Source organism: uncultured Gimesia sp., assembly GCF_963972345.1.
Lineage (GTDB): Bacteria > Planctomycetota > Planctomycetia > Planctomycetales > Planctomycetaceae > Gimesia.
Window position 1 is genome coordinate 1 of record NZ_CAXAVM010000122.1, and the last position, 21,348, is coordinate 21,348.

General features: G+C 52.7%; 15 protein-coding genes. 5 read left to right on the top strand and 10 right to left on the bottom strand.

Annotated elements, in window-relative coordinates; genetic code table 11:
* From AACZ40_RS18770 to AACZ40_RS18790, 5 genes are all read right to left on the bottom strand, one after another.
* A partial coding sequence (locus AACZ40_RS18770; RefSeq protein WP_339675411.1) for a DUF1559 domain-containing protein occupies positions 1-835 on the bottom strand: 835 nt, incomplete at its 3' end.
* Positions 836-1,392: 557 nt separating this feature from the next.
* Positions 1,393-2,895 carry a DUF4339 domain-containing protein gene (locus AACZ40_RS18775; RefSeq protein WP_291167988.1) on the bottom strand — a complete coding sequence of 501 codons (1,503 nt, stop codon included), beginning with the start codon at positions 2,893-2,895 and terminating at the stop codon, positions 1,393-1,395.
* Positions 2,896-3,193: 298 nt separating this feature from the next.
* The gene (gene lnt / locus AACZ40_RS18780) at positions 3,194-5,089 is read right to left on the bottom strand and encodes an apolipoprotein N-acyltransferase (RefSeq protein ID WP_291167990.1); all 1,896 of its coding nucleotides are present in this window, start codon (positions 5,087-5,089) and stop codon (positions 3,194-3,196) included.
* A 246-nt stretch (positions 5,090-5,335) separates the two neighbouring features.
* On the bottom strand, positions 5,336-6,550 hold the full coding sequence (gene glp, locus AACZ40_RS18785; RefSeq protein ID WP_291167992.1) for a gephyrin-like molybdotransferase Glp: 1,215 nt from the start codon (positions 6,548-6,550) through the stop codon (positions 5,336-5,338).
* A gap of 15 nt (positions 6,551-6,565) precedes the next feature.
* A complete protein-coding gene (locus AACZ40_RS18790) occupies positions 6,566-7,177 on the bottom strand; it encodes an aminodeoxychorismate/anthranilate synthase component II (RefSeq protein ID WP_291167994.1) in 612 nt (203 codons plus the stop codon).
* A gap of 386 nt (positions 7,178-7,563) precedes the next feature.
* On the opposite strand from AACZ40_RS18790, the gene AACZ40_RS18795 reads away from it, so the two are divergent.
* The 5 genes from AACZ40_RS18795 to AACZ40_RS18815 all read left to right on the top strand — a co-directional run bounded on the left by AACZ40_RS18795 (position 7,564) and on the right by AACZ40_RS18815 (position 15,583).
* Positions 7,564-9,483 (top strand): nucleoside-diphosphate sugar epimerase/dehydratase, encoded by a 1,920-nt coding sequence (locus AACZ40_RS18795; protein WP_291167995.1) that lies wholly within the window; start codon positions 7,564-7,566, stop codon positions 9,481-9,483.
* Between the two features lie 148 nt (positions 9,484-9,631).
* Positions 9,632-10,597: a sugar ABC transporter substrate-binding protein gene (locus tag AACZ40_RS18800; protein ID WP_291167997.1), complete on the top strand. Its 966-nt coding sequence runs from the start codon at positions 9,632-9,634 to the stop codon at positions 10,595-10,597.
* Between the two features lie 3 nt (positions 10,598-10,600).
* A complete protein-coding gene (locus tag AACZ40_RS18805) occupies positions 10,601-12,106 on the top strand; it encodes a sugar ABC transporter ATP-binding protein (protein WP_291167999.1) in 1,506 nt (501 codons plus the stop codon).
* Positions 12,103-13,053 carry an ABC transporter permease gene (locus tag AACZ40_RS18810; RefSeq protein ID WP_291168001.1) on the top strand — a complete coding sequence of 317 codons (951 nt, stop codon included), beginning with the start codon at positions 12,103-12,105 and terminating at the stop codon, positions 13,051-13,053. The genes AACZ40_RS18805 and AACZ40_RS18810 overlap by 4 nt, the downstream gene beginning before the upstream one ends.
* Positions 13,054-13,243: 190 nt before the next feature.
* On the top strand, positions 13,244-15,583 hold the full coding sequence (locus tag AACZ40_RS18815; RefSeq protein WP_291168002.1) for an MMPL family transporter: 2,340 nt from the start codon (positions 13,244-13,246) through the stop codon (positions 15,581-15,583).
* Between the two features lie 9 nt (positions 15,584-15,592).
* Here AACZ40_RS18815 and AACZ40_RS18820 read toward each other — a convergent pair whose 3' ends face one another.
* The 5 genes from AACZ40_RS18820 to AACZ40_RS18840 all read right to left on the bottom strand — a co-directional run.
* Positions 15,593-17,551: a translocase gene (locus AACZ40_RS18820; RefSeq protein ID WP_291168004.1), complete on the bottom strand. Its 1,959-nt coding sequence runs from the start codon at positions 17,549-17,551 to the stop codon at positions 15,593-15,595.
* A gap of 382 nt (positions 17,552-17,933) precedes the next feature.
* Positions 17,934-18,854: a site-specific DNA-methyltransferase gene (locus tag AACZ40_RS18825; RefSeq protein WP_291168006.1), complete on the bottom strand. Its 921-nt coding sequence runs from the start codon at positions 18,852-18,854 to the stop codon at positions 17,934-17,936.
* A gap of 35 nt (positions 18,855-18,889) precedes the next feature.
* Positions 18,890-19,528, bottom strand: coding sequence for a thioredoxin family protein (locus tag AACZ40_RS18830; protein WP_291168008.1), 639 nt, complete (start codon positions 19,526-19,528; stop codon positions 18,890-18,892).
* A gap of 45 nt (positions 19,529-19,573) precedes the next feature.
* Positions 19,574-20,644, bottom strand: a complete 1,071-nt coding sequence (locus AACZ40_RS18835) for an Ldh family oxidoreductase (RefSeq protein ID WP_291168010.1) — start codon at positions 20,642-20,644, stop codon at positions 19,574-19,576.
* A 184-nt stretch (positions 20,645-20,828) separates the two neighbouring features.
* Positions 20,829-21,348 (bottom strand): PQQ-binding-like beta-propeller repeat protein (locus tag AACZ40_RS18840; protein WP_339675418.1); only part of this gene is annotated, 520 nt, incomplete at its 5' end.

Here is a 21,348-nt window from a genome sequence, read left to right on the forward strand (position 1 = left end):
TACCGTAAACCCAGTTGGAACCGGTGTCACCCCGGGGCGCAGGAGAAGCCGGCGGCGAATTCTTTTTCGCCAGGCAGGAGGCACCCCAGTTTTTCACATCGTTATAGTTAGGGAATGAACTTGCTGTGCTTCCTCTCGCACCACCGCGGATGGTATCGCCATCCCCGATAAGGGAGGCATCGTTATTACCGTCGCCCATCATCAGTTCACTGGCGGCGATGATATTGGAACTGCCGTCGGTCAGATCACGGATGCGGATCGCTTTGCGATAGTTGAACATCCCGACCTGGTGTTGCATGTTCTGTGGGGTGGTGTTGGTTGAGGGAGCAAAACCAAACCAGAAGATCGAAGGGCCCGCACTGACCGCATAGCTGTTTCCCGGACCGGAGCCATAACCGCCCCCATTCTGGATACCACGCGGGTCCGAGGGACACAGAAAGGCCGGAATGACGGCGCGTTTGGCAGCATCGTTGGGGGCCTGGTTGGGTCCCAGTGAGAAGTTGAACTGGTTGTAAACGTTAGCCTGATCCATGAACGGCAGCAGCATGGCCTGGGCTGAGAACGAGAAGTACGAATAGTTTCCATACCCGTAGGTCGCGTCGTTCTGTTTTTCGAAGTTCGCACGAGGGAAAAGACCATGGGTTTCATGATAGTTGTGCATTGCCAGCCCGAGTTGTTTCAGGTTGTTCTTACACGCGCTGCGGCGGGCGGCTTCACGGGCCTGCTGGACCGCAGGCAATAACAGGGCAATTAAAATCGCGATAATGGCAATCACCACCAGCAGTTCGATCAGGGTAAAACCCCGATGATGACGAGACGAAATCTGAGCATTCATGACAGGCTCTCTCCAGTTTGCAGGATAAATAGCAGGAAATTGTCGGGCTTTGTGAGCGAACAAGACCCGGTAGGAAAGCTGGTAAAAAAATTGGGGGGGATCCAGGAAGGTATCAGTTGGACTGTCGCTCAACCATCAATCTTAGCATCCGCAAAGACCTGTGAACAGCAGCCAATTTCGAAAATTGCTGACCCCACATGGGGTGTTTATATTAGCAATTCTTAAGACAGGCAAGAATCTGATAATTAGGATTGTTTATTTATCAGGGCTTCTGTCGATTTTGTCTCATTTTCAAAACGTTCTTCAGCTTTGCTTTCGATAAAACGTCGATTCTCCAGTAGGAGATACAGATAAATATAGCAGCCAGTGCAATTACTGTTCACTTGGATAAATTCAATGGCTTTTCAATACACATAGTGTCTCCCTGTTTTTTGATGACAGGATTGCTTCGAGAGTAGACACTTCTATGTTCATTTTCTGAAGTGGAGAAAAGTACTCACGGCAGGTTCTCGAGAGAGACACTCAGTCTGGTCAGGCGCGCACAGCAGATGTCCCATCTACTTCTGATTGATGAGTCGTTCGGCTTCCTGCAGACACTTTTCAAATTTTTCCTGGTCGCGTGTGGGCTCCGTTCCCGGATTCTCCAGCATCTTGGGAAGATAATCGCGGCCCGCCCAGAGCAGTTGCTGTAAGGCAGGGTAGTCTGAACCGGCAGTGCTTTCCAGTTCTTTGATGACCGGCCCCAGTTCGGTATCCGCCTTGTTTTTCAGGCTGGTATATTCCGCGGGACCTGCCTGCTTCGACTGTAATGCCTTGTATTCCTGGTAGAAGGCCTGAAACTTGGCAAATTCGTCTTCACCACTGGGGGAAAACAAATCGCCCAGGGGGACAAAAAAGAAAATCGCCACAATGGCAATGACTCCGGCCACTCCACCTAAAATTTTGGGATCCATCAACGGACCCAGCGCTTCGAGGGGATTGGAACGCTGTACTTGAATTTTCGGTTTCGGTCGTGCCGCGGGCGGAACTGCAGCGGCAACCGGAGCTGAAGAACTCGGCGGCATTGACACCGACGCTGTCGCGGCGGGCGAGACGCCGGCTGCCGGAGTCGCCGCTGGTTTCGCCTCTGTCCCGGCAGATGTCGTTTCTGCTGCTGTTTCCGTTTTTTTCGGAGCCGGTTTTTTCAGCTGTAAGGCTTCAATCTGCCAGGCTTCAAACCATTCCCCTTTGCGGCCCAGCTTTAACAGGTCGGTCGGTTCGACTCGGTCCTGTTCAGCCCACATTTTGATCTTGTGTGCTTCAATCGGGCCGTAGCCCATGCCTCCGAGCTTGCAGTACCACTTCTGTTTGGAACGGACTTTCAGAATCGGTGGTGGCGGAGGCTCTGTCGTTTTTTCTGGTTCAACAACTTTTTCTTCTGTTTTTTCTTCTGTTGCCGCCGACTGCTCGGAAACGGTGTCGCCTGAAGCCGGGACCAGCTCTTCGACGGAATCCTCTTCCGTGTCGATGACATCCAGGTCACTGCCGGACGAACTCAGGAACACCACCGTTCGCGCGGGCACCCACTCCGGTTCGGCAGAAGATTTCACTTCATCGTTCGGTGCCAGCTCGCCGTCGAACAGCATGTGCATCAGATCATCGGCTGACATGGGCCCCAGCTCATGATTCAGAACGCGACAGTACCACTGGATCTTCTGGTGCTTGCTCCGTACGGCTTCCAGTGTGGCAAACCGCGGGAGCTGCGATTCCAGTTCGCTTGAGAGTTTGTCTTCCTCTTCGACAATCGAAAAGCCATCCAGGTTGGGAACATCGGGTTCCGGTTCGACGCCAAATGAGGAGTCCACAATGGAAAAATCGTCCAGTGAAGGCAGCTCACCACTCGAGGAGGAATCGAACAGACCACCCATGTCCTCGGCAGGAAACCAGTTTCCGGTTTCACCGCTGCGGATTTCCATTTGAGGAGTCAATTCGCCCTGTTGCGCCATGGCAAATAATTCTTCAAATGAAATGGGACCTTCGGTTGCCGTTGAACGCTTAATGTACCAGCTGTCGCGTGCCATTTTGATTTAACAATCTTCGTCCGCTTGAAATGAGGGTGTATATTCAAATTCGAGTAGGCACACGCTTTGACGGGCGCGCCCCGACTTTTATTTTAGCGGGCAGGGTAGGGCGCTTATCTATCGTTTTTCACCCTATTTTTCCAAAAACCGGTAAAAACCAGTCAGAACCATGCGGATCGGTTCAATCGGGCCAGAAACACCCGGATTTGTCTGCATCGCCTCGTGGATCTCAGGCGGTCAGCGAAGTCACCGGAAACGGACGATCAGTTCAGCCCGGTGGGTGCCTCGCGTTTCAGGCTTACGATTTTACTTCAGCAGCTGTTCGTTTCCAGGTGAGCACGCTCATAAAGAACAGAAACAGCACACAGAAACAACAGCCGCCTGCAAACCAGTCTCCAAATCTTGTGTAGAGGCTGCTGCGGTTATCCAGGGGAACCGAGTCGACAATCACGGCGTTCAACGATTTGTTCCAGCGTCCGGTTTTCGGGTTCACCATTGTGCTCCGTCTCTGGTTGTCCCAGTCGAGAAACAAGTCCGGCTCGATAACCATGCCGTCACCATCAATGATCGCGGAGACTCCCGTGTTGACGGCTCTGACCATGGGAGTCCTGTTTTCAACACAACGGAACGCAGAAGTAATCAGGTGCTGGTCCAGTTCACTCGAACCGTGGAACCAGCCATCGTTGGTGAGATTGACCAGGCAGTCAACAGGTTTGGTTGTGGCATTCGGAGTTGCCGCCGGTTTCAGCATCGAGCGAACCAGGTGCGGCACCGTATCTTCAAAACAGATCAACGGTGCGAAGTTCCAGTTTTTGTATTCGAAGTTGGCAGCATGTTTGCCCGGCTCAATTCCAAAGGAGGCACCATAGGGTGAGAAAATCTGCAGGAAAGGCAGGCTGTCTTTTAAAGGCATGTATTCGCCAAACGGCACGCGATGAATTTTATCGTAACGACCATGCACACCATAATCGGGGCGGACAAACACGGCGGAATTGTATTGCTCTATTTTTTCATCACCGGCGGCAATCACATCCAGCCCCATCACCAGCGCCGCGTTGGCTTCCTGGCTCATATTCGTCAGAACCTTGCGAACGGAAGGATCTTTCCATTTCTCGAGCGGAACTTCCGGGGCGACCTCACCGAGTTCTTCAGCCGTCTTCCCGTTGCTTTCCAGTAACGGCCAGCGGAACATAGTTTCCGGCCAGACAATCAGGTCAGGCTGATCCCGCACGGCGGCGCCCATCAGCTCCAGATGTTTCAGGTAGATCGATCGCCATTCATTCGGGTTATGTTTCACTGAAGAAGTAAAATTCCCCTGAATCAAAGCAGTGCGCGGGCCATCCTGAAATTCTGCCTGCGAACGACGGACATAACCATAACCGAGGACCGCAAAAAACAGACTCAGGCAAACGGCAGTCTGTAGGATCTGCTTTCCGCCGATCTCATTCAGTTTCTGATCGTCGGCTGTCAGTTTCATCGGAAACAGTTTCAGGCGAATCAACAGTGAATTCGGTAACAGGCAGGCAAAGCAGGCTGCCATCATGACCACGATAAAACTGACACCGTAAGCACCGGTAAGATCGCTGATCTGTATCAGCTCAATCCAGCGGTACTGGGTATGGCCGATGTAGTACCAGGAGAAGCCGGTCAGCAGATAGGCGCGGATGTATTCCAGGCCGACCCACACCACCGGCGCGGCCACAGGCAGGGGAACTCGAAACTGATGCACGGCTATGCGTGACAGTAAAACAAATACAGGGAAGTAACACGCCACATAAATCGCCAATGCGATCCAGGCGACGTACATGGTCGGGTGTCCCAGTCGCATCCATTGAAAGGCGGCGACGGTAAACAGCAGACCGCCGGAATAAATGGCCGTATACATCAATCGCGTTCTGCGCGGAATCCGCACCAGCAGTAACAGCGGGATCAGGCAGACCCAGCCCAGCGGACCAATATCTACCGGTGTGAAACTGGCCCACATCAGCACGGCGGTCAGCAGTGAAACAAAAAAGGCACCCCGCGCCGGCGCGGGAGAGGTTCGAGCCGTATTGATGATATTTTGAACGTCCTCACCCAGAGGCTGGTTGTTCGGCTGTTTCGATTGTGAGGGGAGTTGCTCAGACACAGGATGTGGTTCCAGCACTGGTTCATCAGAGGAAGTTTGATCGAAGGTCGATGTCGTTAAGCTCATGATTTCCATCCTTGGAATTCGGTGACTGCCCACGGAGGATGATGATCTCCTGTCGGCCAGGGAAACGTCCTGTTTCCTCGAAACCGGTCCGGTTTTTTAATTCGTCCTACGTGACATACTACGTTATTTTCTTGATCCTGATGGGGGACAATGACAGGGATTGCCCACCTTTTTGGTCTGATTGGCGTGATTTTTAATGAAATCTGCGATTTAAGAGTAGATCAATCAGGACGGAAAGTGCTGCTGCTACCATAAAAAGACGTCAACCTTAAAACCCGCCTGATAATGTTGATTGCCCGTCGCGAACAAGGCCACCGCATTGGCCTGGACGGTGGAATGCAGATCGGCAGAACCCATTGTCTTCAAAGGAGAAACAATGGCTTCACCCGCTTCCCATTTCACTTGCGCCGGCTGATAAGTGGGCCGGTTTCCGCTGGAATGAAAATCGTTACAGAGCCGCGCCGGCAGGATTTGAGGTTTGGGTGAGGGAAATCCCATAAACTGGCGGATCGCCGTTCGGACGAATAATTCGAAGCAAACCATGCTGCTGACTGGGTTTCCGGGCAATCCAAAGATATAGCAGGGATTCCCGTCCGCCCGTTCCAGCACCCCGAACCAGAGGGGTTTCCCCGGCTTCAGATTGACTTTATGAAATACCTGTCTGACTCCCGACTGTTCCAGTTCGTCAGGCACCAGGTCCCGTTCTCCCGCAGAAACGCCGCCGGACAGCAGCAGGAAATCACTATTTAAGCCTTCCTGAATTTTGGAACGCAGATGGTCCCGTTCATCTCGGGCGATACCCAGGGGCCGCGGCAGAGCATCCGCCTGCTGGATCTGTGTGTGCAGCATGACCTCATTGGAGTTGCGGATCTGTCCCGCTTGCGGGCTCTCTTCAGGAGCCACCAGTTCGTCTCCCGTCGCCAGAATCGCGACTGTGGGAGCAGGTCTGACCATCACCGTCGGGCTGCCGGTCTCTGCCAGGGCTCCAATTTCCTGAGGTCTCAGAAAGGTGCCAGCGGCGAGAACTGGCGCACCCGCTTCAAGCACCGATGATTGGGGAAGCATGTTCTTACCCGGAGACATCGGCCCCGTATCGATTTTCACCGAGCGGGCTGCTTCATCAATCTGGCAGTGTTCGATCTGCACGACGGCATCCGCTCCCTCAGGCAGAGGCGCGCCTGTCATGATCTGTGAAGTCTGACCTGACTGCAGCGCGATCGTGGGCACGGAGCCGGCATAAATGGTTTCCTGGATCTGCAGCGTGGCTTTCCCATCCCGAAAATCGCTACTCTTAACGGCAAAACCATCCATCAACGCTTTATCAAACGGGGGGATATTCAAATCGCTGACCGTGCCTTCAGCCAGGACGCAATGCCAGGCATCGAAAAGCGAACGCTGCACGGGAGGGGCTGGTTTCACAGTTTTCAGGATCAGTTGAAATGCTTCTTGAGCTGACAGCATGCGCGCTGTTCCCTCTCATGGTTTAAGTAGTGCTGAGTGTTCTGCCGGAAGTTGCAGGAAGTTCTTCAGTAACGTCAGGCCTTCCAGCGTCAGAAAACTTTCAGGATGGAACTGAACGCCGTGAATCGAAAAATCCCGATGTTTCAGCCCCATGATTTCTTTGGGATGGCCTTCTTCTTCAACCCAGGCACAGATTTCCAGTTCGTCCGGACAGGATTCCTCCGGAACAATCAGGCTGTGGTAACGGGTCGCCTGGAAGGGAGAAGGGAGATTCTGAAAAACGCCCGTCCCGTTGTGGTGTACCAGCGAGACTTTGCCATGCATCAGACGCGGGGCACGCACTACCTGGGCTCCGAAGACTTCCGCAATACACTGATGCCCCAGGCAAACACCGAGAATCGGAATTTTACCCGCAAAATGCGCGATGATCTCTTTGGAAAGTCCGGCTTCGCCCGGCGTACACGGGCCCGGGGAGATGATGATTTTCTCTGGCGCAGCGGTTTCGATGTCGGCGATCGTGGTCTGATCGTTCCGGGCCACCTCCATCTTCAGGCTGGGATCAATTTCACCGAAGCGTTGTACCAGATTATAGGTAAATGAATCGTAGTTATCGAGAACGAATATCACGTTACACCTTATCAGTAAAGTGGTTACAGTTTCGCTACAGTTGTACCCCAGAGCACGCAGGGGACGGTATTACCAGCCGAACAGAGGACTATGGATGCCGTATTCCAGACGGAAAATGGCTTGATTCCCAACTATCATAATCAACTGTTTGGGGAAAAGCGACTTGAGCCAGAGGTTTCATCTCAGCCTGCAGTTAAGGCTCCTTGACAGTAATAGTAGACAAGCTGTTAACTGCTTTGTTCTTAAGAATTTTGATGTTGACGAAAAATAGCCAAAATTGTTATGACCCCGCTCCTTAACTGAGCAAATCATTTCAGACTGTGTGTTTATGTATATTGTTTCTGGCCGCGTTGAACCGCAGTCAGAAAGGAATCCTCTGGGGATTAATGTTGAACTCCATATCGAAATCGAAATGGCTGCGGAATTATTCCGTCACGCGTCGCCAGCTCTTTTGGATGGTCGTATTTTTGCCTATTTTTTGCGCGATTTACTACCTTGCTTTCTGGCTGCGCTTCGAAGGCTCGCTCAATACAGATGGTGTGCTGGGGGATCAGGGATTTCGCATGTTTCGTTCGACGGTTCTCTGGGCAGTCGGGTTGAAAACATTTACTTTCTGGAGCACAGGCGTTTATAAAATTCGCAGTCGGTATATTACTACGCGGGATGGTTTTAATCTGGCACAAGCGGCGACCATCAGCTCAGCAGCCCTGGTCATCGTTGACTATCTGTTCTTTCCCCAGTTTATGCTGCCCCGTTCCGTATTTCTGATCGACTGGGGTTCCACCATTCTCGTAGTCTGTGGCTTCTGCGCGGTGATTCGCATGGTGCAGGACAGTGGCCGGATTCTGCGACAGCAGGAAAACTGTAAACCGACTTTCATTATCGGCGCCAACGAATCCGGTGCCGCGTTACTCCGCATCATTGAGCGTAATAAAAACTCCTGTCTGCGGGTTGTCGGTTTCCTGGATGATCACCCCAGTCGTATTGGAACGCGAATTAATAATATCCCAGTTCTCGGTTCACTCCATGAAATGTGTGATCTGGCGGAAAGATACGAAGTTTCAGATATCCTGTTGCCAGCAGATGAGTTTCCGGGCAAAACGATCCGACAACTGGTTGAGGCTGGAAACTCTGCTGAGATTCGCGTACAGGTTCTTCCCAGTTATCAGCAACTGCTCTCGGGCAAAGTGGAAATGAAACCGCGACCCGTCTGTATTGAAGACCTGCTGGGGCGCGAACCGGTGGAGCTCGATATGCCCGGCATCCGCAACTGGATGGACGATCGCGTGCTCATGGTCACAGGCAGTGCAGGAAGTATCGGCTCGGAAATCTGTCGTCAACTCCTGCTGTTTTCACCCAGTAAACTGATTCTGGTTGACCGTTCCGAGAACAGTCAGTTTTATCTGGAACGCGAGCTGAACAAACTGGGATATGCCGGCCGGTTTGATGTGGTGATCGCGGACATCAATGATTCCAAACGCATTCGTGCTGTCATGCAGGAATATCAACCCGATATTCTGTTCCATGCCGCTGCCTACAAACATGTACCGCTGATGGAAAGCAACCCGGGCGAGGCTGTGAAAAATATTGCCCTCGCAACCAAACGTCTGGCAGATCTGGCTGAGGAATTCGAAGTTGGTTCTTTTGTGATGATCTCCTCTGATAAAGCAGTGAATCCCACGAACGTCATGGGGGCCAACAAACGCATTGCCGAACTGTATGTGCAATCGCTGGCCGCGCGTTCGAAATGTCATTTCGTTACAGTCCGCTTTGGAAACGTGCTGGGCTCTGCCGGAAGTGTGGTGCCGATCTTTACTCAGCAGATTCAGAATGGCGGCCCGATTACCGTCACCGACGAACGCATGCAGCGTTTCTTCATGACCATTCCCGAAGCCTCCCAACTGGTGATCCAGGCAGGCGCCATGGGGCGGGGCGGTGAAATCTTTGTCCTCGACATGGGCGAGCCGGTCCGGATTACCGACCTCGCAGCCGACCTGGTCCACCTCTCCGGACTCAAACTGGGCGAAGATATCGAAATCGAATTTACCGGTCTCAGACCGGGAGAAAAGCTTTATGAAGAACTACATGTCGACGGCGAAAAGCATCTCTCGACATGCCATCCCAAAATCATGGTCGCCGAAAAAGTCAGTTTCAGCGAACAGTTCATTCTGGAAGCCTTCGAGAGACTCTCCGAGATGACGGAGCAGCCTTCTCCTCTGATTCTCGCTGAGATTCAACGCATCCTGCCGGAGTTTCAGTCTTCTGCAATCAAAACTGCTCTGGAGACGCTCAAACGCGCTGCCTGATCGTCTGCCGTGTATTCTCTGCATGAGTGTATTGCCTGTTTTGCTGCCCTGCGCTTTTCATCGCTGACGGAATTTGTTAGTTATAAGAAGATGAGAAGTGATCGTTTGATGGGGAAATTTCAATCTTCCACGGAAACGAAGGTCGGTTATGAACAGTGCGCTACGGTTTCTGATCCCGCTTATTCTGCTGACACCGGTTAGTTCTGGATGCAGCGAGAGTCCCGATTCTGATTCATCCCAGCCAGCATCTGCAGAAACGACAGGCAGGTTATTCGGCGCCTCTTTTCAGACGATGAACAATCCCTTCTTTGTCGATCTCGGTGCAGGATTGAAAAACGAGCTCGAAGCCAATGGCGATCGCCTGGTGATCCTGGATGCGCAGTTCAATTCCCTCAAACAGAAGAACGATCTGTCCGATCTGATTCTCCAGGGCGTGGCCGGTATTTTTGTGAATCCGGTCAACTGGGAAGGGCTCAAAGGATCATTGCTTGAAGCCAGTCGAAAAAAAGTTCCTGTCATCATCGTCGATGCGCCGGTGAAAAAAGCAGATGAAGAACTGATTGTCTGCACGGTGGCCTCTGATAATGTTCGTGCCGGAGAACTGGCGGCCCAGGCACTTGCCAAAGTGAACCCCCAGGCCAGGCTGGTTATCCTGCATCTGTCGGTCAATAAAGCCTGTATTGATCGGGTTGCAGGTTTCAAAACGGAACTGGAAAAACATCCGGAGATGAAAATTCTGGATGTCCAGGAAGCCCAAGGCACAACCGAGGGGGCACGACCCGTGATGCGCGATCTGATCGGTCGCTATCCCGATCTGAATTCGGTCTTCGCGATCAATGACCCCAATGCGCTCGGCGTCATTTCTGCGCTCGACTCAGCCAATAAACTGGACCAGGTGACCATCGTCACGGTGGATGGTTCGCAGGCCGGAATCAAGGCAATCCAGGCGGGTAAACTGCATTCGACGTCGGCGCAGTTTCCCCGGGAGATCGGCCAGATCGCTGCGGAAAAAATGCTGGCACACCTCCGGGGTGAACCGGTTGACAAAGATGTGAAAGTGCGCGTGGAACTGATTACTGCCGAAAATGCGGAGCAGTATCTGGAGTCGAATTAAATCATGTCAGTTGTCCATGCCGCGCCGCTGCTTCGCCTTGAGGGGATTACCAGACGTTTTGGAAACGTAACGGCCCTGGACAATGTCAGCTTTGCTGTGGAAGCCGGCGAAATTCATACCCTGCTGGGAGAAAACGGTGCCGGCAAAAGTACGCTGATTAAAATTCTGGGCGGGATCTACCAGCCCGACGCCGGCGAAATCTGGTCGGGTGAAAAACGGGTGGAACTCCGCCAGGTCAGTGACGCTGATCAACTCAAGATCCGCCTGATTCATCAGGAACTTTCGCTGGCCCCCAATCTCACGGTCGCCGAAAATATATTTCTCGGTCGCGAACCAGTGCGATTTGGATTACTGCAGAGGGGGGAAATGAATCGTCAGGTCGAAGCGTTACTGTCGCGACTGGGGCTCACGGAAATCAGGGATGTCACGGCAGTCGTCTCTCAGCTCAGCACGGCACACCAGCAACTGGTGGAAATCGCCCGTGCACTCTCTCAGGAGGCGCGGGTTTTAATTCTGGATGAGCCGACATCGTCGCTGTCGGAATCGGAAGTCGAAGCACTCTTCACTACCCTGCGACAACTGAAAGCGCAGGGGGTCGGCATCATTTATATTTCGCATCGCATGGAAGAGATCACGCGTCTCTCAGATCGAATTACGGTACTGCGGGATGGCAAGACCGTCGGGACAGCAAGAACCGGAGAGATCAAACCGGCGACCCTCATCGAGTGGATGGTGGGCCGCGACATCAAAGAGCATTTTCCCCGCCCTCCGTATAAGCCAGGCGAAATCGCATTGAAAGTCACCGGGCTCAGTTCTGCCTGTGTGCACGATGTTTCGTTCGAAGTACGCTACGGGGAGGTGCTGGGGCTGTCCGGACTCGTAGGAGCAGGTCGTACGGAACTGGCTCGCGCCCTGTTCGGCGTGGATCGCATTCATGCAGGCACGATTTCCATCGATGGGAAAATCGTGTCGATCAACGGCCCCCGTGATGCATTAAGACAGGGGCTGGTGCTGGTTCCCGAAGATCGTAAACATCAGGGCTTGATCACCGAACAGTCCGTGGCGTTTAATATTACACTCCCCTGGTTGAAGAAATGGATCCATGGATTACGCTTTGATGATCGGGGCAGAAACGAAATTGTAGCACGTACCATCAAGGGCTTCGATGTGCGTCTGTCCGATCCGGAACAGCCCATGCGCGACCTGTCCGGCGGCAATCAGCAGAAAGTACTCGTCGGTCGCTGGATGGAAGAGCCGCCCAAAATCTTAATCCTGGACGAACCCACGCGCGGCATTGATGTCGGCGCACGCGAAGACCTGTATCGCCTGATTGGTAAACTGGTCAGACAGGGCATGGCGTTGATTCTGATTTCCTCTGACCTGGATGAAGTCCTGAATATTTCGCACCAGGTGGGCACGTTTCAGGCAGGACGACTGACGGGCGTTTATCCGGCTGAACAGATCACGGCAGCCCAGATCATGCAGAAGCTGACAGGAGAAGAAGCGTGAAAGTAGTCAGACAAATGATACCCCTGCTGGCAGCGATCATTATTCTGCTGCTGTTGTTCCGCATCTGGGTTCCCACATTTTTAACTCCGGAAAACATGCTGGACCTGACGCAACAGATCTCCGTCAATACGATCCTCGCACTGGGCATGACCCTGGTCATCCTGATTGGCGGCATTGATCTGTCCGTCGGTGCGATCGTGGCTCTGGTCGGAACCACAACAGTGTACTGCCTCTCAGCCATTTCCGGTGATACGCAAAATGTATTCTATCTCCTGCTCTCGATACTGGCAGGCCTGGGAGCAGCTGCGGTGTTTGGAACCTTTCATGGGATCGCCGCTTCCAAAACGGCAATGCCTCCCTTTATTATCACCCTGGCATCCATGCTGATTGCGCGCGGCTGTGCTCTCCGCTTTAACAACGGATTACCGATACCGATTGGCGATCAGCAGACCATTTTGCTGGCGGTGGGCAATGGGCGACTTTTTGGCGTAGTACCTGTCCCCGTGGTTATCATGCTTACTCTGTTTGTACTGATGGCGCTGCTTCTGCATCGGACCCGCTTTGGACAGCATGTCTATGCGCTGGGAGGCAATCGCGAAGCAGCCCTGTATACAGGCATTCCTGTAATTCGTGTGGAGGTAATGGTTTACCTGATCTGCTCGGTTCTGGCGGGGGTGGCAGGCATGATTCACACTTCCCAACTGTACTCGGCGGAACCTGGATCAGGCGAAATGTTCGAGCTAACTGCTATCGCTGCCGTAGTTGTCGGCGGCACCAGCTTTACCGGGGGGCGGGGAACCATATTTGGCACCTTGATTGGTGCTGTCATCATCGGTATACTTGATAAAGGTCTAAATCAGGCTGGCATTCATTACTCGCTGCAATACATAGTAAAAGGGGCAGTGATTCTGATGGCCGTTTATCTGGATGTGAGACGCAATCGATAGACGGTATGTAAATCAGAATCATTTCTTTGTGTGTGTTGTAGGGGTTTTGTGGACGACGAAGTCTGCAAAAAAGTTGTCATTTTTTATGACGGGTGCCAGGACGTGAGCTAGGCTTGCTGTGTACGGATGGGCTGGGATTGCCTTGATGTACCTGTGATTGTGTTTTGCCCCTTACACAAAGATGTTCGCCATGACAGCTTCAAAACCGCATTATATTCGTCGTTACCTCGTAACGGTTATCTTACTCGTTCTCATCACGCCATTTCTGATTTATGGTGCCCACAAAAGTGTGGAAAGCATGAGTATCGCCCCCGAAAAGTGGGCGCCCGACTTCATGCAGTCCCGGAAGAATTACGATCAGTTCTCCAAAGATTTTGAGAGTAACGATCTGATTCTCATCAGCTGGCCGGGTTGTACCGTCGATGATCCGCGATTGATCGAATTTGAAAAGCAGATCAACGCACCGCGCAAAACCGATTTCGGCGAAACACATGAAACACTGTTTGACCGGATCGTCAGTGGTGCCGGGACCCTGGATGCACTGACTTCCCCGCCTCTCAAACTGCCGCGCGAAGAAGCGCTGGAACGGTTGAAGGGTGTGCTGGTCGGAAAAAATCTCGAAGACAGTTGCGCTGTCATTATTTTAACTTATCGCGGAAATGAACTGAGAACACAGTCCATAAACCATGTGCTGGATGTGGCGGAGGAAGTCTGCCAGATCCCCCGTGAAGACTTTCACATTACCGGCCCTCCCGTCGACGGTGTCGCCATCGATCAGGCAAGTATCCATAGCATCAACCTGTTTGGTGCCATCTCTGCAGTCGTGGCAACACTCCTCTGCTGGTTTTGTATTCGCTCATGGATGCTGACAGGTACGATTCTGCTGGCCGGGCTCTTCGGTCAGGGACTGGTGCTGGCGATGGTTTATTACCTGGGATATTCACTGGATGCCGTGCTGATTATCACACCCACGCTGATTTTCGTACTGACTATTTCAGCCGGCGTGCATCTGGTCAATTATTATTACGACGAATTAGTCTCTGAGCGTACACAGACAAAAGCGGATGCCGAAGCTGCAGTCCGCAACGGCTTTGCTAAAGGCTGGTATCCCTGTCTGCTGGCAGCTGTAACAACGGCGATTGGCCTGGGTTCGCTGATGGTCAGCCAGATCAGCCCGGTTGCACTGTTTGGTCTGATCGCTTCCGTCGGATTACTCATCACATTGGGAGTGCTGCTGCTGTTACTGCCCGGTGCCATGCAGCTCTGGCCTCCACAACAGATATTGAAAATGAACCGCGAAGGAAAATCCGTCCATTTGACAGGTTATTTCCCGCGTATCTCCGCGAAACTGGAAAAAGTACCTCGCCAGCTGGAACGCTATTCGGCTCCGATATTTCTTTCACTGCTGCTGCTGATGGCATTCTCAGCATATGGTCTGCTTTCGATTCGCTCGTCAGTCGATGTGCCTTCCCTGTTTCCACCCGGAAGCCAGGTGCTCAACGACTACAAGTTTAACGAAGATCGCATGGGACCACTGATTCCGGTCGAAGTGATTATTGAATTCGATGAGGACTGTAAAAAAACTTTTCTGCAGCGATTACGGATTATCGATGAGATCGAACAGACCATCGGTCAGATTGATGGCTACACCGGTACCATGTCGGCAGCGACCTTTGGACCTAATCCGGTGGAGCATAATGGATTTGAATCCATCTTCCGAAAAGTGGTCACGAATAAAAAGTTACAGGAAAATCGCGAAGCGGTGATCAATTCCGTGTATCTGTCTGATAATGGCGGCAATGAATCATGGCGGATCAGTGCCCGTGTTCCCGCGCTGGGGAAAGTTGATTACGGTGCCGCCCTGGCAAAGCTCAAGTCAACCTTGCAGCCGGCCTTGCAGAAATATGAAGAACAGGACGTCCATTTGACCGCGTACTACACCGGGATTATGCCGCTCATTCATACCGTACAACAGTTGATTCTACAGGATCTGACCTGGAGCTTTCTGACCGCCTTCGTGCTGGTGGCGCTGATGATTATTCTCGTGCAGCGCAGCATCGTGACCGGTTTGCTCAGCATGCTGCCGAACATTTTCCCGATTGTGGTTGTGTTCGGAATCATGGGCTGGCTGGATATTCCTCTCGATATTGGTGCTGTGATGACAGCCAGTGTCGCGCTGGGCATTGCCATTGATGACACGCTGCATTTTCTCGCATGGTTCCGTCGTGAAAAGGGAATGAACCAGAGCAGCGAACAGGCAGTTCGCTCAGCCATGAAGCATTGCGGTCGTGCGATGATTCACACCACCTTTATCTGTGGGCTGGGATTACTGGTCTTTGCCTTCAGTGATTTCATTCCAACACAACGTTTTGCCTGGATGATGCTGGCCTTGCTGACGACGGCGTTAATTGGAGATTTGCTCTTCCTGCCAGCAATGTTGATTCAGCCATTTGTGAAACATCTGCAGTTTGCCGGCGCACGGTTCCCCAAAGGAATGAAAATCAGGACAACCACTTATTCCACAGAGTGAACTTTCCGATCAAAGTGCATCCAGGCTCGCATGCTGACCCATTTTGTGCAGCATCTCACGGCGTTCCTGGATGCGTTTAACCAGATCAATGCGTTGCCGTTCATGGCGTTTTTCAATACGCCGTTGTGCCTGGTAAAATGCACGCAGGATAGATTTCTGATCCTGGCTGCCGTCCTTGAATTTGATCGCCAGCTCTGCGACCGCTTCCGGCCCCAGACTGTTTACCAGGATTTCATCTTCCATAGATAGAAAAATCCGCGCACTGCCCGGATCTCCCTGGCGTGCAGTCCGGCCCGTTAATTGCCGGTCAATCCGCGCGGATTCATGGAGTTCAGAACAGATGACGTGCAGTCCGCCCCGTTCCGCTACACCTTCACCCAGCAGGATGTCAGTCCCGCGCCCCGCCATGTTCGTGGCAACGGTAATGCGGCCTGGCTGGCCTGCCTCTTTGATGATGGCAGCTTCATTTTCATGATTTAAGGCATGCAGCACTTCATGCTCCAGTCCGGCCTGCAACAGCAGAGCAGAGAGCTCATTCGACAGGTTTACTGATCGCGTTCCAATCAGAACGGGTCTGCCCTGGCGATGCATTTCTGCCGTTTCCTGTACGATCGCATTCCATTTTTCTGCGGCTGTCAGAAAGATCTCTTCCGGATATATTTCTCGTCGGCTGGGCTGATTTGTGGGAATATGAATGACGGGAGTCGAGTAGACTTTTTTCAGTTCACTGGCGGCCGATTTTGCGGTACCTGTCATGCCGGACATCCGGGGATAGCGGGCAAACAGTTCCTGCACCGTCGTCTGGGCACCGACTTTGGTGGGGGTGGTAATCTCCACGTCTTCTTTGGCTTCAATTGCCTGATGGATCCCGTTCTGCCACATGCGACCTTCTGCGATGCGCCCCGTGAATTCATCGACGATTGCTACCTTCCCGTCCCGGACGACATATTCGCGTCCTTTGTGAAAGTAGTTCTGCACGCGAAGTGCCCGTTCGGAAGCCAGGTAGGCCGTTCCCGTATCTAAAGCCGACGGGGCATCTTCTTCCAGCAGCATTTCGCGTACGAGGCGGCGGCCTGCTTCTGTCAACTCCATGCCCTTTTGCGGTCCATGGTCGATATAATGTTCGTTTTTCAATAACCGCGAAACATGCAAAGCACCCCAGCGGCAGACGCTTTTCAGCTGACGTTCTTCACGACTGTCCTGCTGACCGATAATCAGGGGCGTGCGCGCTTCATCGATCAGAATACTGTCCGCTTCGTCAATGATAACCATATAGGGAGCGCGGGGATTGACCAGCAGCTTTGCTGTTTTGTCGCTGCGTCGACCGAATAACTGCTGGCGGCGCGTGTTAATCGACGTTTTCTGGCCCGGGATACTCAGCAGGTCTCGCAGATAATCAAAACCAAATTCCCGCGCGGTGCCATATGTGATATCACAATCATAAGCATCCCGCCGTTCATAAGTGGAAGAGTCTGAAATGACCACTCCCACGGTCATCCCCAGCGAGTGATACACGGGGCTCAACCAGGCTGCATCGCGTTCTGCCAGATAATCGTTGGCCGTCGCAATATGGATACCCGCTTCAGGGAGTGCATTCAGGCAGAGTGCCAGAGCTGCTGTCAGTGTTTTACCTTCTCCCGTCTGCATCTCGGCGATTGCACCTTCATGTATCGCGAAGGCACCCAGGTATTGTACCGGGTAAGGGGTCAGGCCCAGATGCCTCTGCATCTGTTCGCTGACGATGGCAAACGCTTCCGGCATGAGATTCGTCAGCGACTCTCCGCTCTGAACCCGGTATCGCAGGGAATGCCATTCATCAAACAGCTGGGAATCGGTCTGCGAATGGTATTCGTCTCGCAGGCTCTGGACCTGGTAGACCATGTCCCACCAGAGAGACGGAACTTCATTTTCGCCTGTCAGCAGGAAACCGCGAATTCGATTCTTCAGTGAGGTGATAAAGTTCGCCACGATGACTGTTATAATCCTGACAATAAAAAAGAAAGATTGTATCTGTCTAGTTTAACTGAATGGCAGTACTGTTTCGATCCTTTTTATCCTACTTGCGGATTGCTGCCTCCGAAAACCGGGCCCTGTGGAATTTTGGCAACACTGCCTGTGAACCAATGTGGTTTTAAGGCAACAATTTAGGGATTTAGAATACGAAAACGGATCATTTCCAGGGAATGACAGAAAAACGCATCTTTCGTGCCGCTGGACAGACTGCGGTCAGAGAAGTGGAGGCAGCGCAGGGGCAAGGTGCCAGTAGTCGCAGGTACCAAGGGTCCTCAGTGAAGAAGCGTCACTGCAGGAGTGGCTCTCGGCTTTGATTCCGATCCCGGCAGGCAGTCTTTTATTTGCGGGACGGGATCTGTGGGGAATCCGTCGATTTCTCGTGGCGGTCAGCGAGTCGCTTTCCGTTTCTGGTCGAAGGTGCGCTGACCAGGGGATTTTCTGCGCCGTCCAGTGGCTGGCCGGGTTTGATATCAGCCAGTCGCTGTTGCGCGCGTGCTCCATATTCCTGGGAGAGTTCGAAGCCCACAAACTGTCGCTCCAGTTTTTTCGCAACTGCCAGGGTGGTTCCACTTCCCGAAAAAGGATCCAGAACGACTTCCTCGGGATGAGAACAGGCGCGGATGATGCGACCGAGCAGCTGTTCGGGCATCTGGCAGCCATGCCAGCCCTGTCGCTCTTTAAACGTCCCATTGATCCGGGGGAAGTACCACGTATCTTCCTCCGACTGGAAACTCTCGGGGATGTCCTGTGGCCTTAAGATCCAGGTATCATCGGGCAGACGTCCTTTCGGGTTCGCGCGTTTATCGCCGTAGACCAGTTGTCGGGCCGAGGGAACACGGATGGCCGGATCATCTGCATTGAAAGTAAACTGCTTTGGATCTTTCACCATGTAAAACAGGTGAGCGTGTGAACGGCTGAATTTATTTTTGCAGTTCACACCAAAAGTATAATACCAGATGACCCAGCTGCGACAGGTCAGGCCCAGCTCGCGCTGCATCATGACTTTCAACTCTGCAGCATATTCATCTCCAATCGCCAGCCAGAAAGTGCCATCCGGTTTTAACAGCCGCTCGACCTCTTTCAGCCAGAGCTGGCACCAGTCCAGGTACTGTTCACTCTCCAGCCGATCTTCGTACTGATCGTATTCGTAACCGATATTGAAGGGAGGATCGGCAAATGCCAGATCAATGGACTCCGCTTCCAGTTCCTGCATGCCTGTGATGCAGTCCTGAATATGTATCTGATTGAATTTCGTCATGGGAGACCGTCGTGCCGGAGGGAGAGAGCAGGTAATCAGTTTTTTCTACGAATGCGTTTGTAGCGAACATTACAGCCGATCGCAATGGTTTCCGTCGTTTCCGGCTGCTTCCCGTTTAAGATTGCTTCGATTGCCTCACTCACGTAGTTCTGACTGACTTTGCTGGCATCGGTCGAGTCGTCCATGGCGCCCATGTACACAATTTTGCGTTCCTTATTTAACACAAAAAATTCGGGAGTCCGAGTAGCACCGAACTTCTGCCCGATTTTCTGGCTTTCATCGAACAGATACGGAAACACGAACTGCTTTTCTGTCGCCCGTTCTTTCATTTTTTCCAGGCTGTCTGCGGGCACCAGATTGACATTTACGGCGATCACCGCCACGGGTGAATCTTTGGCAGAATATTTTTTCGCCAGCTGGTTCAACCGGCCTTCATAATCCACCGCATACGGGCAGCTGTTACAGGTAAACGCGATCACCAGGACCGGTTTGTCCTGAAACGAATCACTTGAGTACGATTTGCCATCCGTTGCCGGCAGTTTGTCCCAGGTCGGTGCCTGATCTCCCACGTCCAGTACGGGATTGTATTTCCCCGCTCTGAGTGACGATTCACTGGTAAGCAGACAGCAGGCAGAGACAGCCAGAAGTAATAAAAATTGTCGTGAAGCAGACATCCGATTCAACCTCAAAAATAGTCTGGAAAAATATCAGGCGTCGATTTACCAGGGAACGTCAAAATGAACTCGAGCCGCCAGCGCTTTCAACTGGTTTGCATGATCACGGTGCACGAGCAACCCTTCACTTAAAGCACGCTGTGTCTGTTCCCACTCGAATTCTCCTGGCAAGCGGACGGGTTCATTTTCGCTGACCGTACTCAACTGGTGGATGGCTTTGATTGCCGAATCCAGTTCATCATGAAAGTGTTCTTCTTCGACAAACTGTTTCAGGTCGATCACGTAAAAGAAATGTTCCGAGCCTTCGATTTCCGGCGGTCTGGTTTTATTGATCGGCAGTTTTCCCCCGGCCAGGGCACCGGTCAGAATTGAACTGACCATTGCCAGACCATAACCCCGCGGGCCGGCAGCGGGCAGCAATGTTTTGACTGCGGTGGAATCAGTGGTCTCTTTGCCTTCGCTGTCCAGTGCATAACCGGACGGGACAGGCAGCCCATACATGGCCTGCGTTTCCAGTTTACCCCATGATGTTTTTGCGCACGCCATATCCAGGACAAAGGGCGCCCCTTCACGGGTCGGCACACCCCAGGCGATGGCATTATTTGCGGTGGCACCCTGGGTGCTGCCGTGGGCGGCGACCGTCGCTCTGCCTGTGTTGGTGGTGCAGTATCCGATCATGCCGGCACGAACCGCCATCAGCACATACACGGCGGCAGCGCCAAAATGATGGCTGTTGCGAACCACAACCGTTCCCGTTCCAACTTCCCCCGCTTTTTTGATCGCCAGTTCCATGGCGCGGGTCGCCGCGACGTGTCCCATCGACTTGCTGCCGTCCAATACTGCGATGGCGGGTGTTTCTTTGAGGGTCAGAATCTGTGCCCGGGGATCGATGTCCCCCATGTCCATTGAATCGAGATAACGTTCCGCGGTGCGACTGCCGTGCGAGTGAATGCCGCGGAGGTCGGCTTCGATTAACCGGTCGGCCGCAATTTCCGCTTCGACCTCAAACATACCCATCCGCACGAACAGCTTGACCAGCAGTGCTTTCAGCGGTTTCAGGGGAATCTGAACTTCCTGGGTTGGATCCTGAGGCGGTGCAAAATGATCCGACGACATAATTGTGGCTCTTTTAGTAGGGTGTAGTACCCGCGTTCATCATCACGACCGCGGGCCGGGAACTCGTCTCTTCATCATATAATAACCACCCGCCAATTCCAGCCTGATTCCCCTCCAGCCGGAGGACTCGAAAAAAGTTTTCCGATTCACAATCTTCATGATAAAAGTTCAGCAATATTGATTTTTATTCCGCTGACAGATCGACGCGGATGATTTCTTTGTCGTTGCGGGCAAACACACTTTTCATGGCAAAGGCAGGATGCGACCAGATTGTCATTCGCCGCTGGACAGGCCTCGTCGGTTCGATCAGTTTGGCGCGGCTCAGTTCTTCGTAGCCCGCTGGTGTCAGGTTCGCGATGATCAGATCTCCCTGTTCGTTGTGCAGAAAGTAGCGGTCTTCGTGGGGAATGATAAACGCGTTCCACCAGCGGCCTTTGCCTGTCGCCTGTTCGGTTTCCCACAGTCGTTTACCATTACTCGCATCCAGGCCTCTCAATTGCCCGTAACTGTCGACGCCGTAAATGTTCTTTCCATCAAAAACAGGCGTCATCATAATCGGATGCAGCCCGTCGGTATTGATTTCGCTGTCACTGGTGCCTGCCCAGACGATTTTTGCCTGGCTGCCGTCCGGCGAGACTTCAATCATTCGCGGGCCGTTATAAAAGCTGGCGACAAACAGCCGGTTTCCCGCTTTGCGAGGCGTG